The sequence below is a fragment of the Novosphingobium sp. P6W genome (assembly GCF_000876675.2).
Taxonomy (GTDB): domain Bacteria; phylum Pseudomonadota; class Alphaproteobacteria; order Sphingomonadales; family Sphingomonadaceae; genus Novosphingobium.
Map to the genome: position 1 here is coordinate 2653041 of NZ_CP030352.1, position 15743 is coordinate 2668783.

At 65.0% G+C, this 15743-nt stretch carries 12 protein-coding genes; 2 read left to right on the forward strand and 10 right to left on the reverse strand.

Features of this window, described 5'->3' with window-relative positions; genetic code table 11:
• Positions 1-44: 44 nt before the first annotated feature.
• From fumC to TQ38_RS12850, 7 genes are all read right to left on the reverse strand, one after another.
• Positions 45-1427 (reverse strand): class II fumarate hydratase, encoded by a 1383-nt coding sequence (gene fumC / locus TQ38_RS12820; RefSeq protein WP_043970911.1) that lies wholly within the window; start codon positions 1425-1427, stop codon positions 45-47.
• Positions 1428-1548: 121 nt separating this feature from the next.
• Positions 1549-2457, reverse strand: coding sequence for a LysR family transcriptional regulator (locus tag TQ38_RS12825; RefSeq protein ID WP_043970913.1), 909 nt, complete (start codon positions 2455-2457; stop codon positions 1549-1551).
• 73 nt (positions 2458-2530) lie between these two features.
• A complete protein-coding gene (gene paoC / locus TQ38_RS12830; RefSeq protein ID WP_043970915.1) occupies positions 2531-4726 on the reverse strand; it encodes an aldehyde oxidoreductase molybdenum-binding subunit PaoC in 2196 nt (731 codons plus the stop codon).
• A gap of 12 nt (positions 4727-4738) precedes the next feature.
• Positions 4739-5689 carry a xanthine dehydrogenase family protein subunit M gene (locus tag TQ38_RS12835; protein WP_043970916.1) on the reverse strand — a complete coding sequence of 317 codons (951 nt, stop codon included), beginning with the start codon at positions 5687-5689 and terminating at the stop codon, positions 4739-4741.
• Positions 5686-6324, reverse strand: a complete 639-nt coding sequence (gene paoA, locus TQ38_RS12840) for an aldehyde dehydrogenase iron-sulfur subunit PaoA (protein WP_043970919.1) — start codon at positions 6322-6324, stop codon at positions 5686-5688. Before paoA ends, TQ38_RS12835 begins: the two co-directional genes overlap by 4 nt.
• Before the next feature lie 199 nt (positions 6325-6523).
• Positions 6524-7834, reverse strand: a complete 1311-nt coding sequence (locus tag TQ38_RS12845; protein ID WP_162792264.1) for an MFS transporter — start codon at positions 7832-7834, stop codon at positions 6524-6526.
• An 80-nt stretch (positions 7835-7914) separates the two neighbouring features.
• Positions 7915-8376 (reverse strand): Lrp/AsnC family transcriptional regulator, encoded by a 462-nt coding sequence (locus TQ38_RS12850; RefSeq protein ID WP_043970923.1) that lies wholly within the window; start codon positions 8374-8376, stop codon positions 7915-7917.
• Positions 8377-8509: 133 nt separating this feature from the next.
• Here TQ38_RS12850 and TQ38_RS12855 point away from each other — a divergent pair, with 133 nt between their 5' ends.
• Entirely contained in the window at positions 8510-9562 is a 1053-nt protein-coding gene (locus TQ38_RS12855) for a Glu/Leu/Phe/Val dehydrogenase dimerization domain-containing protein (RefSeq protein ID WP_043970926.1), read from the forward strand.
• A 77-nt stretch (positions 9563-9639) separates the two neighbouring features.
• Here the strand turns inward: TQ38_RS12855 and TQ38_RS12860 are convergent, their stop codons facing one another.
• The 3 genes from TQ38_RS12860 to TQ38_RS12870 form a co-directional block, all read right to left on the reverse strand.
• Complete coding sequence (locus TQ38_RS12860) at positions 9640-11430, reverse strand: acyl-CoA dehydrogenase C-terminal domain-containing protein (protein ID WP_043970929.1); 1791 nt, start codon at positions 11428-11430, stop codon at positions 9640-9642.
• Positions 11431-11610: 180 nt separating this feature from the next.
• Positions 11611-13935, reverse strand: coding sequence for a 3-hydroxyacyl-CoA dehydrogenase/enoyl-CoA hydratase family protein (locus tag TQ38_RS12865; RefSeq protein ID WP_043970931.1), 2325 nt, complete (start codon positions 13933-13935; stop codon positions 11611-11613).
• Positions 13932-15068, reverse strand: coding sequence for a thiolase family protein (locus TQ38_RS12870; protein ID WP_043970934.1), 1137 nt, complete (start codon positions 15066-15068; stop codon positions 13932-13934). Before TQ38_RS12870 ends, TQ38_RS12865 begins: the two co-directional genes overlap by 4 nt.
• A gap of 224 nt (positions 15069-15292) precedes the next feature.
• Here TQ38_RS12870 and TQ38_RS12875 point away from each other — a divergent pair, with 224 nt between their 5' ends.
• Positions 15293-15727 carry a DUF2147 domain-containing protein gene (locus tag TQ38_RS12875; protein WP_043970936.1) on the forward strand — a complete coding sequence of 145 codons (435 nt, stop codon included), beginning with the start codon at positions 15293-15295 and terminating at the stop codon, positions 15725-15727.
• Positions 15728-15743 lie beyond the last annotated feature (16 nt).

Below are 15743 nucleotides of genomic sequence, written 5' to 3' on the forward strand. Positions count from 1 at the left end.
CAAAAATTAGAGCGCCCCTTGCCAGTAAAAAAGTGGGCAAGGCGTCAGATCATCGTTTCGGGGCGCACCACCCGGTCGAAGGTCGCCTCGTCCACAAGGCCCAGCTCCAGCGCGGCCTCCTTGAGGGTCTGCCCCTTGGTATGGGCATGCTTGGCGATCTTGGCGGCGTTGTCATAGCCGATCTCGGGCGCGAGCGCCGTCACCAGCATCAGCGAACGGTCGAGCAGTTCGGCGATACGCGCGCGGTTGGGTTCGATCCCCTCGACGCAGCGCTGCGCGAAGCTGACCATGCCGACCGAGAGCAGATCGATCGAACGCATCACCGCCGCCCCGATCAACGGCTTGAACACGTTCAGCTCGAATGCGCCCTGCAGGCCGCCAATGGTCGCTGCCTGATGGTTGCCGATGACCTGCGCGGACACCATCGTCAGCATCTCGCACTGGGTCGGGTTGACCTTGCCCGGCATAATCGAGCTGCCTGGCTCGTTCGCCGGAAGATCAAGTTCGCCAAGGCCGGAGCGCGGGCCGGACCCCAGCCAGCGGACGTCGTTGGCGATCTTGGTCAGCGCAACCGCCAGCGTCGCCAGGGTCGAGGACAAGTGCACCAGCGGATCGTTGGAAGCCAGCGCCTCGAACTTGTTCTCGGCCGGGCGAAACGCAAGGCCGGTAAGCCGCGACATTTCGCCGGCGAAGTCCACATCGAAACCGGGCGAGGAATTGAGGCCCGTGCCGACGGCCGTGCCGCCCTGCGCCAGCGCGGTCATACCCTCGGATACCGCCGGTTCGATCCGCAGCCGTGCCAGCCGTATCTGCTGCGCGTAACCGGAAAATTCCTGGCCCAGCGTCACCGGCGTTGCATCCTGCAGGTGGGTGCGGCCGATCTTGACGATATCCGCCCACGCCTTCGCCTTGGCGTCGAGCACCCCGAACAGCGTGTCGAGCGCGGGGTACAAGGTGTCCGTGACGGCCCGCGCCGCGGCGACGTGGAGCGCGGTGGGGAAGCTGTCGTTGGAGGACTGCCCCATGTTGACGTGATCGTTGGGATGGACCGGCGATTTGCCGCCGCGCGTACCTGCCAGCATCTCGTTGGCGCGGCCGGCGATCACCTCGTTGAGGTTCATGTTGGTCTGCGTGCCGCTGCCGGTCTGCCAGATCACCAGCGGAAACTGGTCGTCCAGCTTGCCCGCCACCACTTCGGCCGCAGCCGCTTCGATCGCATCGGCCAGCTTTGCGTCCAGCCCGTGCTTGCGGTTCACCCGCGCCGCCGCCTGCTTCACCAGCGCCATGGCGTGGACGATCGCGATGGGCATCCGCTCGGACGGGCCGAAAGGGAAATTCTCGATGCTGCGCTGCGTCTGCGCGCCCCAGTAGGCGGATGCGGGGACGTCGATTTCACCGATGCTGTCGGACTCGCGGCGGGTATCCATGGCTCTGGGCTCCTGAAGGGTCTGCCCCCTCTAGATAGCTGCGGCCACGGACTTTTCCATGGCTAATGCGACTTAATCGCACAAATACCGCAATGATCCGGCAAGCGGTTCTTTCCGCGCGCTACAGGCCCAGCGGCCGGAGTTCGCGGATCAGTTCGACCAGCAGGCGCAGCCCGCGCGGCACTTGCCGGCGGCTCGAATAATAGATGAAATACCCCGGCCCCGGCGAGGCCCAGTCCGCCAGCACCACGCGCAGACGCCCCAGCGCAACGAGGTCGGCGATGCCCTCCTCGGCGATGTAGATCAGGCCCAGTCCGCGCAGGGCCATCGCGCGGCTGGCGCCGCCGTTGTTGACGGTCACGCCGCCCGGCACGTCGAGCACCAGCGCTTCCTCGCCGCGTTCGAACTCCCACTTGTACATGCGGTCGTTGCCCAGGCGGATGCGGATGCACTGGTGGCGCATCAGGTCTTCGGGGTGGATGGGCTCGCCCCTGCTCTCGAAATAGGCAGGCGAGCCGGCGATGACCCAGTTGAAATCGGCCGAGAGGCGCTGGGCGATCATATCCTCAGGCACGGTTCCGCCGAAACGGATACCGGCGTCGAAGCCCTCCTGCGTCACGTCGATCATCGCGTTGTCGACGCAGATGTCGAGTTCGACGTCGGGATAGCGCGCGACGAATTCGGGCAGGATGGGCGCCAGAAGCTGCGTCGCCGCATCGTCCGGCACGTTGATGCGCACGCGGCCGGTGGGCGCATCACGGTGGAAGTTGAGCCGGTCTTCCGCGTCGTGGATCGCGGCGAAGGGGTCGCGGATCGACTGCTCAAGATCCTCACCCGCCGCCGTCAGCGTGACCGAGCGGTTGGTGCGGTTGACCAGCCGCACCTTCAGGCGCTCCTCCAACCCGCGCAGCGAATGGCTGAGCGCCGAGGCGCTTACCCCCAGTTCGGTGGCTGCCTTGCGGAAATTGCGGTGCCGGGCAATGGCGAGGAAGTAGCTGAGATCGGCAAGGTCGGCGCGCCTGAACGGCATCTGCGGATTGTCCCGGTACTGTGAAAAGGGCCGCCGGATGGCGGCCCTCAGCCTTTTAGCGCGTCAAATGCGATCAGACCACTTCGCCGAGCCGGTCGAGGTATTTGTCGAGCGTGATCGGATAATCGCGCACCCGAACTCCGGTGGCATTATAGATCGCGTTCGCGACCGCCGCACCGACACCGCAAAGGCCCAGTTCGCCCACGCCCTTGGCCTTCATCGGCGAGACCTTGTCGTCCGCCTCGTCGATGAAGATCACTTCCTGGTGCGGGATGTCGGCGTGGACCGGCACTTCGTAGCCGGCCAGGTCGTGGTTGACGAAGAAGCCGAAACGCTTGTCGACCGCCAGTTCCTCCATCAGCGCGCCGCCCACGCCCATGGTCATCGCGCCGATCACCTGGCTGCGCGCCGACGTGGGGTTGAGGATGCGGCCTGCCGCGCAGACCGCCAGCATCCGGCGCACCCGCGCCTCGCCGGTATAGCGATCGACCGCCGCCTCCACGAAATGCGCGCCGAAAGTGGACTGCTGGAACTTCTTGCCGAGATCGCCGAACTCGATCGAATCCTCGGCCACGATTTCACCCGACTTTGCGGCCCGGGCGATGTCGGCCGAGCGGTTGCCGACGTGGACCTGCCCGCCTTCGAACAAAGCCTCGCCGGGACCGAAGCCCAGTTTCTCGACGATCGCCTCGCGCAGCTTGACACAGGCAGCATAAAGCCCGGCGGTGGAACTGTTCGCACCCCACTGCCCGCCCGACCCGGCGGAAACCGGGAACGAACTGTCGCCCAGTTTCACCACCACCTTGGCCAGCGGCACGCCCAGCATCTCTGCCGCGGTCTGCGCCATGATGGTGTAAGTGCCGGTGCCGATATCGGTCATGTCGGTCTCGACGGTGACGGTGCCCTGCCCATCCAGCCGCACCCGCGCGCCCGACTTCATGTTGAGGTTGTTTCGGAACGCCGCCGCTACGCCCATGCCGACCAGCCAGCGCCCGTCGCGCACCTGGCCGGGCGCCTTGCGGCGGCTCCAGCCGAAACGCTTCGCACCGTCCTGGAGGCACCGCACGAGGTTGCGCTGGGAGAACGGGCGCTCGGGCTTTTCGGGATCGACCTGCGTATCGTTCAGAACGCGGAAGGCGACCGGGTCCATGCCCAGCTTCTCGGCCATTTCGTCCATGGCGATTTCAAGCGCCATCAGGCCGGGTGCCTCACCCGGTGCGCGCATGGCGTTGGCTTCGGGCAGGTCGAGCACGGCAAGGCGCATCGCGGTCATGCGGTTGGCACCGGCGTAGAGCAACTTGGTCTGCTGCACCGCCACTTCAAGACCGCCGCCTTCCAGATCGCCCGACCAGCTTTCATGGCCAATCGCGGCGATCTTGCCGTCCTTGCCGCAGCCAAGGCGAATGCGCTGGATCGTGGAGGGGCGATGGGTCGCATTGTTGGCCATGAGCGGCCGCTGCAGCGCCACCTTGACGGGGCGCTTCGCCGCCCGCGCGCCGAGCGAGGCCATCAGCGCGTCCGAACGCAGGAACAGCTTCCCCCCGAAACCGCCGCCGATATAAGGCGAGATCAGGCGTACCTTCTCAACCGGCACCTGCAGCGTAGCGGCAAGATCCTTCAAGCTCCAGTTGACCATCTGGTTCGATGTCCAGACAGTCAGCTTGTCCCCCTCCCATGCGGCGATGGTCGCCATCGGCTCCATCATCGCGTGGCTCTGGTCCGGGGTGGTGTAGTTCTGGTCGAGCTGGACCGGGGAAGATGCGAAAGCGCCCTCGAAATCGCCAACCGCAGTCGGCGCATCATTACCGCCCTGTTCCTTGGCGCCGCCCTTGGCAGCAACCAGGTCGAACGCCCCGTCGCTGCGCGCATAATCGACATCGATCATCGCGGCAGCGCAGCGCGCCTGCTCGAACGTCTCGGCGACGACCACCGCCACGGCCTGGTGATAGTGCTGGACGTCCGGCCCCGCGAGCAGCTTCGCGGTGTTCATCTGCCCTTTGCCCAGCTTGCCGGCGTTACGATGGGTGACCACCGCCAACACGCCCGGCGCACGCTGCGCGCGGGCAGTGTCGATGGAGCGGATCGTGCCCTTGGCCACCGCCGCTCCCAGCACATAGCCATAGGCGGGTTTGCCCGGAACGTCGTGGTGCTCGTACGCGTAAGGCGCGGCGCCGCTGACTTTGAGCGGGCCGTCGATGCGCGGCGTGGGCTTGCCGACCACGGTCATGCGGTCGATCGGGTTGGTCCCTGCGGGTGTATCGAACTTCATGCGTCCGGTTCCTTAGCCCTTGGCCTCAGCGATGACGGAAGCGATGGTGCGCTTCGCCAGCATGATCTTGAAGGCATTGTCCTCTCGCGGGGTCGCCTCGGCAAAGAGGCGGTCGGAGACGGCCTGCGCGCCCTTGGGCAGCAGCGCATCGGCTTCTTCGACCCGCCACGGTTTCGGCGCGACACCGCCAAGCGCAACGGCGCCCTTCCCGTCCCGGCCGATCACCGCCGCCACCGATACCAGCGCGAAGGCGTAGGACGCACGGTCGCGCACCTTACGGTATATGTGGGTGCCGCCGGTCGGTTTGGGCAAGGCGACCGAGATGATCAGTTCGCCCTTTTCCAGCGCGGTTTCGGTCTGCGGGGTCTGGCCGGGCAGCTTGTGGAATTCGGCGATGGGGATCGCGCGGGTGGTGCCGTCGGGCCGCATCGTCTCGACGCTGGCATCCAGCACGCGCATCGCCACCGCCATATCGCTGGGGTGCGTGGCGATGCAGGCCTCGCTCGTGCCAATGACGCCAAGCTGGCGGGAAAAGCCGCCGATCGCCCCGCAGCCCGAACCGGGCTTGCGCTTATTGCAGGGCATGTTGACGTCGTAGAAATAGGGGCAGCGCGTGCGTTGCAGCAGATTGCCAGCCGTCGTCGCCTTGTTGCGCAGCTGCCCGGAAGCGCCGGCAACCAGCGCCCGGGTCAGCACGCCGTAATCCTTGCGCACCCGCTTGTCGGCGGCAAGATCGGTGTTGCGCACCAGCGCCCCAATGCGCAGGCCGCCGTCCGGCGTCTCCACCATCTGGTCCATGCCCAGACCGTTGACATCGATCAGATGACCCGGAGTCTCGATCTCGAGCTTCATCAGGTCGAGCAGGTTGGTGCCGCCGGCGATGAAACGGGCGCCGGGCATGGCTGCGGCCTTGGCGGCGGCGTCCTGCGCGCTGGTGGCGCGCTCGTACGTAAAGGGCCTCATGCTTTCACCCCTGCGACTTGCGCCATGGCTTCGGCGATGTTCGAATAGGCACCGCAGCGGCAGATGTTGCCGCTCATCCGTTCGCGCATTTCCAGCGTGGTCATGCCGGGCGCGGCGCCGATATCCTCGGTGACGTGGCTGGGGATGCCGGCCCGGATTTCCTCCAGCACCGCGACGGCCGAGCAGATCTGGCCGGGCGTGCAATAGCCGCACTGATAGCCGTCATGTTCGACGAAGGCTGCCTGCATCGGGTGCAGGTCGCCAACGCTGCCAAGGCCCTCGATCGTGGTGACCTCGTCGCCTTCGTGCATCACCGCCAGCGTCAGGCAGGAATTGATGCGGCGGCCATTCACGATGACGGTGCAGGCTCCGCACTGCCCATGATCGCAGCCCTTCTTGGTGCCAGTCAGCTTCAGATGCTCGCGCAGAGTGTCCAGCAGCGTGGTGCGGGTGTCCAGCGTCAGCGAAATCTGCTTGCCGTTGACCTTCATCCGCACGGCGGCGGTGGGCGGCGCGCTGGGCTCCGCCTGGGCCATGGCGACGTTGCCGGTCCCCAGCGAACTGGCGATGGCGGCACCGGCCGCGCTTGTCTTGAGAACGTCGCGCCTGGAAATGGCTCCGCATCCTTGCGTCATGGTGGTGTTCCTTTATCGAGGCCACGGGCACGGCAAACCGCGTCCGACCACACCCTGCTTGCCCAGAGCGCGGCCCCTATCTGCCCATCAACCCGTTGTGCGCCCTTTAGTTGCGGCTTGCCATGGCGTGGGAATTGCACGCGGCGATGAACAATCCTCATCACTGCGCGCAGTTCTATGCATCGCCGGATATAGTTGTTCAGCGGTCGAGTGGATTGTCCCGCCGCGTATCGGGCAGCATCAGCGCGGCCACCAGCGACACCACGCAGAACGCCGATACGTACCAGTAGAACCCGTGCTCCAGCCCGGCGTCCTTGAAGCGGAGCGCGAAATACTCCGCCGTGCCGCCGAAAAGGGCGTTGGATACGCCGTAAGCCAAGCCCACCCCCAGCGCGCGGACATGGACGGGGAACAGCTCCGCCTTGAACAGCCCGCTGACGGACGTGTAGAAACTGCAGATCGTCAGCCCGGCCACGATCAGCACGAATGCCATGGCCGGGCTCTGCGCCGTGGCCAGCGCACTGAACAGCGGCACGATGCACACGGCGCCCAAAACGGCAAAGACGATCATGTTGGTGCGCCGCCCGATCCGGTCCGACAGCAGGCCCATCAGCGGCTGCTGCGCCATGAACACGATCAGCACCGCCGTCATCAGCAGCGTCGCGGTTTCCTTGGACATGCCCACGGTCAGCACCAGGAACTTCTGCATGTAGGTGGTGAAGGAATAGAACATCAGGCTGCCGCCCGCCGTCAGCGCCGCGACGATCAGGAAAGCGCGGGTCGAATGGCGGAACAGTTCGACGATACTGCCGGCCTGCGCACCTTCACGATCGGTATCGCTGGCGGTTTCATGCATGTGATCGCGCAGCAAGATGATGCAGCCCGCCGCCGCCGCGCCGATCAGGAAGGCGATCCGCCAGCCCCACGCCTTCATCCCGTCCTCGCCCAGCAATTGCTGGAGGATCAGGATCACCAGCGTCGCGCAAAGCTGTCCGCCGATCAGCGTCACGTACTGGAACGAGGACCAGAAGCCGCGCCGCGTGGGCCCGGCGATCTCGCTAAGGTATGTGGCGGCGGTGCCGTATTGCCCGCCGGTGGAAAAGCCCTGGAGCATGCGCCCCACCAGCAGCAGCGCCGGAGCCGCCGCGCCGATCGCCGCGTATGTCGGCAGCACCGCGATCAGCAGCGCGCCCGCGCCCATCATCAGCACCGAGACGACCATCGCTGCCTGCCGCCCCTTGCGATCGGCATAGCGGCCAAAGAACCACCCGCCGAAAGGCCGCATCAGAAAGCCTATCGCAAAGATGCCGCTGGTGGCCATGAGCTGGACCAGCCTGTCGCTTTCAGGGAAGAACTCGGACGAGAAATAGAGCGCGGTGAAAGCGTAGACGTAGAAGTCGTACCATTCGATGAGATTGCCGGCCGATCCTGCGAAGATGGCCCGCAGGCGCATCGCGTCGGTAAGCGTGGCCTTGGGCGGGACGGCATCGATCGTCGGACTTTCGGCCATCATGTTCCCCCGGCTACGTGTCGCCGGGCGTTATGGGCGAGCCATCGGCCAATCACAACCGTTGCATCAAAGGCGCTCCGTCAGATCGGCAGCGCCGTCGTCGCCTTTATCTCGGACAGCGCCACGGTAGAGGTGATTTCCTGCACGCCGGGAAGCTGTGACAGTTTCTCGAAGAAGAAACGCTCGTAAGCGCTGATATCTTCCGCCACCACGCGGATCATGAAGTCCACCGAACCCAGCAGTACATAGCAGTCGAGCACCTCTGGAAATTCGCGGATCTTGGCGGCGAACTCGTCGAGGTTGGCGCGGCCATGGGCGTTGAGCTTCACTTGCACAAAGACGTGCGCGTTGAGCCCCACCTTGTGCCGGTCGACAATGGCGACGCGGCGCTGGATGAACCCTTCGCGCTCCAGCCGGTCGATGCGCCGCCAGCAGGGCGAGGAGGACAAGCCCACACGCTCGGCGATCTGCGCCGTCGTCTGACTTGCGTCGCGCTGTAGCTCTCGGAGAATTTTTCTCTCGTACGGATCAAGTTCGGTCATTTTAACCTCATACCACGCTCATGAAGAACAGGTCTTGTTCGAATTTGTCTCAAAGACCCGAAATGAGGTCAAAATTCGCGACACAATCTTGGCATAACGGGGACCTTATCCAAGCTCACTCAGGAATCTACGCATGGTTGCCCAGACCCACCGCATGATGCCGCCGATGGAATATGTTCGCCTGTTCGACGAAAAGGCAGGCCTCGACGGTGTGATCGCGATCCACTCGACGGCGCGCGGCCCCGCCGCGGGCGGCTGCCGCCTCTGGTCCTACCCGGATTCGGAAGAGGCCATGGCCGATGCCTTCCGCCTTGCCGAGGGTATGAGCTACAAGAACGCCATGGCCCGCCTGCCCTTCGGCGGCGGCAAGGCAGTGCTTCGCCGCCCCGCAGGCGAGTTCGACCGCCGCGCCCTGTTCGAAGCCTTCGGGCGCGCGGTCGAAAAACTGGACGGCCGCTACGTCACTGCCGAAGACGTGGGTACCGGCGTCTCCGACATGGAATGCGTCGCCCGCCAGACCGCCCACGTCGCCGGGCGCACGGCGCTGCCGGGCCTTGCCGGTGGAGACCCTTCGCCCTGGACGGCATTGGGCGTGTTCGAAGCGATGAAGGAAGCGGTGGCATTCCGCTTCGGCAGCTCGCTCTCGGGCGTGACCGTTTCGGTGCTGGGCGTGGGTAACGTGGGCGCCGGGCTTGCCCGCCTGCTCGCGGCGGACGGCGCCCGCCTTGTCATCGCCGATATCGATCCCTTGCGCTGCGCCCGTCTTGCCGAGGAAACCGGCGCGCACATCGTGCCGATCGACGCGGTTGCCGACGTCGACGCACAGGTCTTCGCACCTTGTGCGCTGGGCGGCGCGCTGGACGACGCGACCGTGGCCGCACTGCGCGCGGGCGTCGTGTGCGGCGCCGCCAACAACCAGCTCGCAGTGCCGCACATGGCGCAGGCGCTGATGGCGCGCGGTATATCCTACGCGCCCGATTACGTGGTCAATGCGGGCGGCATCATCAACGTCGCCGCCGAATACCTGAGCGAAAGCGCCGACCAGGTCCGCGCCCGCGTGCTGGAGATCGGCCCGCGCACCCGCGAAATTCTCGAAGCGGCGGCAGATGGCGGCCTGCCTCCGCCGGTGGTGGCGGACCGCATGGCCGAAGGGCTGATGATGCGCTCGGAACCGGAACTGGTCTGAAACTGAAAGGCCCACCCCTCCCGTTTGCAGGAAGGGTGGGCCTTGGCAGTCAAGCGGGGCGAAGCCGCCCCGCCCGATCAGAACGCCTCGGCGTCCAGCGCCATCATCGACGCCTTGCCCGCCTTGATCGCCAGGAACGCAGTCGTCGCCTGCGGCAGGATGCGGTCGAAGTAGAACTGCGCGGTCGTCAGCTTGGCCTTGTAGAACCCGGCCTCGTCGCTGCCGCCCGCCAGTTTGTCCCGCGCGATCAGCGCTGATTGCGCAAAGCAGAACGCCATCGCCACCAGACCCGTCAGGCGCAGGTAATCGGTCGCCGCCGCGCCGGCTTCCTCGGGGTCTTTCAGGCCCTTCTGGGCAATCGTCGCGGTGGAGAGCTGGAGCGCCCCGAAGGCCTTTTCCAGCGCCTCGATCATCGGCTTGAACTGCTCGTCGTCCTTGTTCGCCTCGATAAACTGCGAGACCGGGTGGAAGAAGCTGCGCAAGTTGCGGCCCATATGCGCGGGCAGCTTGCGGCCGACAAGGTCGAGCGCCTGAATGCCGTTGGTGCCTTCATAGATCATGGCGATACGGCCATCGCGCACGTACTGCTCCACGCCGCTTTCAGCGATATAGCCGTGACCGCCGTAGACCTGCACTGCCAGGTTGGCGTTCTCATAGCCGAGGTCGGTGAACAGCGCTTTCACCACCGGCGTCATCAGCGCGATGAAGTCTGCGGCGCGCTGCTTGACCTCGGGATCGGTGGAGTACCGCTCGGCATCCAGCGCCCGGCTGACCCAGCCGCCAAGCGCGCGGCAGCCTTCGTTATAGGCGCGCATCGTCATCAACATCCGGCGCACGTCCGGGTGGACGATGATCGGATCGGCCGGTCCCTTGGGGTTCTTCACGCCTGAGAGCGAACGGCCCTGCAGGCGGTCCTTCGCATACCACACGGCCGATTGATAAGCCGCCTCGCCCACGCCAAGTCCCTGCACGCCCACCGAAACGCGTTCGGTGTTCATCATCGTGAACATCGCCTCCATGCCCTTGTGAGGCTTGCCGACCAGCCAACCGGTGGAATCGTCGAAGTTGAGCTGACAGGTCGCCGAGGCCTTCAGACCCATCTTGTGCTCGATCGCCGCCACCGACACGCCGTTGGAGGGACCGGGAGTGCCATCGTCTTTCGGCAAGTACTTGGGCACGATGAACAGGCTGATGCCCTTCACCCCTTCAGGCGCATCGGGAAGCCGCGCGAGGACGAGGTGGACGATGTTCTCGGTCAGGTCATGCTCGCCTGCCGAGATGAATATCTTGGATCCGCTGAGCTTGTAGCTGTCGTCACCCTGGGGGACGGCCTTGGTGCGCAGCATGCCAAGATCGGTGCCGCAATGCGGCTCGGTCAGGCACATCGTGCCGGACCAGTCGCCCGAGACCATCTTGGGCAGATAGAACGCTTTCAGTTCGTCGCTGGCATAGCCCTCGATCGCGGTCGTCGCACCGTGAGTCAGCCCCGGATAGAGGCTGAACGAAAGGTTGGCCGAGCAGATCATCTCCTCGGTCATCTTGTTGACCGTCTCGGGCAGGCCCTGTCCGCCCCATTCGGGGTCCGACGCCAGCGCGCACCAGCCGCCTTCGCGGAACATCTCGTAGGCTTCCTTGAAGCCCTTGGGGGTGCGCACGACGCCGTTTTCAAGGGTGCAACCCTCGATGTCGCCGGAGCGGTTGAGGGGCAGCAGCACCTCGGTCGCCACCTTGGCCGCTTCTTCCAGCACCGCGTCGACAAGGTCGGGGGTGAACTCGGCAAGAGCCTCGATGTTACCGAAGCCATCGTTCTGGTGGAGTTCGTGGATCACGAACCGCATGTCGCGCAAGGGCGCTTCATAGACCTGCATTTTGTCACTCTCCTCGGGGTCGGTGCGGCAATCCTTGAAACCACCCTGAACCTAGCTTTGTCATCCCCGCGAAGGCGGGGACCCAACTGACGTGCTCGCCATTCGAGCCTTCATCAGATGGGTTCCCACCCTTCGCGGGAATGACGGGTCGGGGGTGGCCGGATCACTCACCGTCAAACATCAATTACGCAGCGGCTTGCCGGTTTCGAGCATATGCTCGACCCGCGCGATCGAGCGCGGTTCCCGCACCAGTCGCATGAAGGTCTCGCGCTCCAGCTTGAGCAGTTCGGCTTCGCTGACGGTGTCGACAAGGTCCGCCTCGCCGCCCGAAAGCACCCCGGCCAGAGCAGCCGAGACGACCATGTCGTAGTCGGTCGCCTTGCCCTGCTTGTGGAAGCCTTCGGCCGCCATGCCCAGCGCGGTTCGGCCACTTTCGCCCGGCAGGCGGAAAGTCGGAGCCTCGGGCGCCGTATAGCCTTCGACCAGCGAAAGCGCCTTCTGCTTGGCATCGTAGAGCAGGCGGTCACGGTTCATGGTCACCCCGTCGTCGGCGCGCAGGAACAGCAGTTCCTTCGCCTGCGCCGCCGAGCGCGAAACCGAGGCGGTGGAGACCGTCTCGAACACCTTGGCGACGGCCGGCATCGGGCCCTTGGGCATACCCCTGTTCTTCTGCCAGCGGTCCAGCATCTCGCCATTACCGCCCCAGCCGGGGATCAGGCCGACGCCGCATTCGACGAGGCCCATGTACAGTTCGGCATGGGCCTGCACCGCGTCGCAGTGGAGCAGGATTTCGCACCCGCCGCCCACGGCGAGGCCCGCCGGCGCGCCGACCACCGGGAACGGCGCGTATTTGAGGCCCTTGTACGCCATCTGGCCGCCCGCGATCAGCTTCTCGATCTCGCCCCATGCGGCGATGTTCACCGCGAAAAGGGCGAGGCCCAGATTGGCTCCAGCCGAGAAACTGTCGGCATCGTTATATACGACAAGCGCTTTGTACTTTGCCTTCACCAGCGGGATCGCCTCGACGATCAGCTTCATAACATCGCCGTCGAGCGCGTTCATCTTGCCGGTGAATTCGAGGGCGACAACCCCGTCACCCACGTCCCAAAGTGCGGCGGAACCGTTCTTGAGCAGCGGCTTCGACGCCAGCTTGATGTCGGACAGCTTCAGGACGCCTTCGGGGCGCCTGATGTCATGGTAGGTGCCGTCAAGGTCGAGGTACTGCCGCTTGCCGTCTTCCACCCTGTAGAACGTCCGGTCCCCTGCGATCTTCAGGATTTCGGGAACGGGTTTCCCTTCGGATTCAAGTCGCTGAGCCAGCCAGTCGGCGCCCAGCTTGTCGATCATTTCGAAGGGGCCGGCCTTCCAGTTGTAGCCCAGCTTCATCGCGTCATCGATGGCCACCACGTCGCCCGCCGCCGAAGGCACGAGGGCAGCCGCATAGGCCAGCGTCCCGCCCAGCACGGCCCAGGCATAGTCGCCGATCTTGCCCTTGGTTTCGACCAGAGCGCGAAGATCACCCTTGCCCGCCGCGCCTGAGGGGCCGAAGGCGCGAATGGTTTCGCGGTACTCGCCGCTCGCCAGGTCGATGGTTTCCTTGCGGCGGCCCATCTCCTTGTTAAGACGGTAGAAACCGCCCTTGCCTTTGCGGCCGGTGTAGCCCTCGCCGATCATCTTCTCGATCAGCGGCATGGTCCGGGCGATGGCGTGGTACGGATCGTCCTTGGGCAAAGTCGAGGTCAGACTGGCCTGCAGATGCGGCATGAGATCGATGCCGACGAGGTCGACAAGGCCGAAAATCCCGGTCTTGGGCACGCCCATCGGCTTGCCGGCAATGGCATCCGCCAACTCGACGGTAAGCCCCATGTCGAACGCTGCATTGAGGCCCAGCTGAATCCAGTAAGTGCCGATGCGGTTGGCAATGAAGCCCGGCGTATCGTTGGCGCGAACCACCGTCTTGCCCAGCGCGGCGTCGGAAAAATGCTCGACTTTCGCAGCGATGGCAGTGTCGGTCGCAGGCCCGGTGACGATCTCCAGCAGGCGCATATAGCGCGGCGGGTTGAAGAAATGGGTGATGAGGAAGTCACGCTGGAACGCCGCCGAACGCCCTTCTACTAGCTGGCCGAGCGGGATCGTCGAGGTGTTGGACGACACCGCCGTCCCATCACGCTTCACCGCCTCGATTTTCGCGTAGAGACCTTGTTTGATGTCGAGCCGTTCGATGACGGCCTCGATCACCCAGTCGCATTCGGCAATCTTTTCAAGGTGATCCTCGATGTTGCCGGTTTCGACCAGTTTGGCGGCAGACTTGCTCATGAACGGGGCGGGTTCGGTCTTGAGCATCTTGGCCACCGCACCCTCGGCGATGGCATTACGGTTCCCGGCATCCTTGGGGACGATATCCAGCAGCAGCACCGGCACGCCCGCATTGGCAACCTGCGCAGCGATCCCGGCGCCCATGGTGCCGGCCCCGATTACGCAGACTTTCCTGATCGTGTCGCTCATTCCACGGCCTCCAGAACGGTGGCGATGCCCTGCCCGCCGCCGATGCACTGACTGGCGAGCGCGTACCTGCCGCCCTCACGCTTGAGCAGCGAGGCCGCCTTGCCGACGATCCGCGCCCCGGTTGCGCCCAGCGGGTGGCCGATGGCGATCGCGCCGCCGTCGATGTTCACCTTGGCGCGGTCCAGCCCCAGGTCCTTGATGCAGGCAAGTGCCTGGCTGGCGAAAGCCTCGTTCAGTTCCACCACGTCAAGATCGGCGGCGGAAATCCCGGCCCGCTGCAATGCCTTCTGGCTGGAGAGGATCGGGCCAAGTCCCATCGTCTCGGGCGCGCAGCCCGAGATCGCGACCGACTTGATACGGGCAAGGATCGGCAGGCCATGGGCGCGCGCATAATCCTCGGTCGTGACGAGAACGGCGCTAGCCCCATCGGTCAGCGGCGAGGACGTGCCGGCCGTCACCGAGCCCTGGGCATCGAACGCGGGCTTCAGTCCTGCCAGCGCCTCGGCGGTGGTATCGGGGCGGATGGTGCCATCCTCGCTTACCGTTCCGGCCTTGGTTTCGATCGGCACGATCTCGTCGTTCAGACGGCCCTCGGCGCGGGCAGAGGCGGCCTTGTTCTGGCTCTCCACCGCAAGCGCTTCCTGATCGCCGCGCGAAATCTGGTACTTGGCGGCGACGTTCTCGGCCGTATCGCCCATGCCCATGTAGGCAGCACTCTTTTTCGCCAGCACTGGGTTGGGCAGCGGGTTGAAGCCCATCATCGGCACCCGGCTCATCGATTCGACACCGGCGCAGACGAACACCTCGCCCGCGCCAATGGCGATCTGGCCCATGGCAATGTGGATCGCGCTCATCGACGAGCCGCAGAACCGGTTCACCGTCATGCCGCCGACGGAGATCGGCAGGTCCGCCAGCAGGCCGATCAGACGCGCCACGTTGAGGCCCTGCTCGCCTTCCGGGAAGGCGCAGCCGAGGATGATATCCTCGATATCGGCAGGCTCGACGCCGGTCTTGCCGATCAGCCCGCGAATGACCTGCGCGGCAAGGTCATCGGGGCGGACGCGGGCAAGTGCGCCCTTGCCGGCAAGGTGAAACGGCGAGCGGGCGTATCCCGCGATCACGACGCTTTGCATGCATTCTCTCCATGGGCGGACCGGCTCGGTTAATACCGAATCCGTTACGATCCTCGTTCCTCGTGAACGTCTTCCCTAAAGGTGCAATTCTTTCCCTATACGTCAAGCAAATTTTGGGTTAGACCGATTCTTGTTCCGGTCGGGATCGAACAGCCACCTTCATGAAAAGGGGCGGATCCAGGCACATAAGCGAACACGGGTAGAGAGATGGAGAGGTCGCTCGAATGCACGTGATGAAACCCCTGGCGCTGGCTTTGGTTGCCGCTGCCTGCTGTTCGGTTCCTGCCCTCGCCGCGAATGCGGATTCGGTGCTGGGAACCTGGCGCACCCCTTCGAAGAACGGCGTCGTCGAGATCGCCCGCTGCGGCGGCTCGATCTGCGGCAGGCTGATGTCGTCGGACCACATCAAGACCAATCCCGAACTGAAGGACGTCAACAACAAGGACACCTCCAAGCGCGACCGCAAGCTCAAGGGCCTGCAGATCGTCGGCGGCTTCAAGCTGGACGGCGACGCGTGGACCGGCGGCTCGATCTACAACCCCGAGGACGGCGGCACCTACAAGGCCACGATCACCCCCGCCGGCCCTGACAGCCTCAAACTGAAGGGCTGCATCGTCTGGCCCTTGTGCAAGACGCAGACATGGAACCGGATCAAGTGAAGGTCCGCCCCAATAC

Excerpts from the sequence above, each read along its gene's own strand:
- fumC (WP_043970911.1), bottom strand. The coding sequence starts at position 1,427 with ATGGATACCCGCCGCGAGTCCGACAGCATCGGTGAAATCGACGTCCCC.
- TQ38_RS12825 (WP_043970913.1), bottom strand. The coding sequence starts at position 2,457 with ATGCCGTTCAGGCGCGCCGACCTTGCCGATCTCAGCTACTTCCTCGCC.
- paoC (WP_043970915.1), bottom strand. The coding sequence starts at position 4,726 with ATGAAGTTCGATACACCCGCAGGGACCAACCCGATCGACCGCATGACC.
- TQ38_RS12835 (WP_043970916.1), bottom strand. The coding sequence starts at position 5,689 with ATGAGGCCCTTTACGTACGAGCGCGCCACCAGCGCGCAGGACGCCGCC.
- paoA (WP_043970919.1), bottom strand. The coding sequence starts at position 6,324 with ATGACGCAAGGATGCGGAGCCATTTCCAGGCGCGACGTTCTCAAGACA.
- TQ38_RS12845 (WP_162792264.1), bottom strand. The coding sequence starts at position 7,834 with ATGGCCGAAAGTCCGACGATCGATGCCGTCCCGCCCAAGGCCACGCTT.
- TQ38_RS12850 (WP_043970923.1), bottom strand. The coding sequence starts at position 8,376 with ATGACCGAACTTGATCCGTACGAGAGAAAAATTCTCCGAGAGCTACAG.
- TQ38_RS12855 (WP_043970926.1), top strand. The coding sequence starts at position 8,510 with ATGGTTGCCCAGACCCACCGCATGATGCCGCCGATGGAATATGTTCGC.
- TQ38_RS12860 (WP_043970929.1), bottom strand. The coding sequence starts at position 11,430 with ATGCAGGTCTATGAAGCGCCCTTGCGCGACATGCGGTTCGTGATCCAC.
- TQ38_RS12865 (WP_043970931.1), bottom strand. The coding sequence starts at position 13,935 with ATGAGCGACACGATCAGGAAAGTCTGCGTAATCGGGGCCGGCACCATG.
- TQ38_RS12870 (WP_043970934.1), bottom strand. The coding sequence starts at position 15,068 with ATGCAAAGCGTCGTGATCGCGGGATACGCCCGCTCGCCGTTTCACCTT.
- TQ38_RS12875 (WP_043970936.1), top strand. The coding sequence starts at position 15,293 with ATGCACGTGATGAAACCCCTGGCGCTGGCTTTGGTTGCCGCTGCCTGC.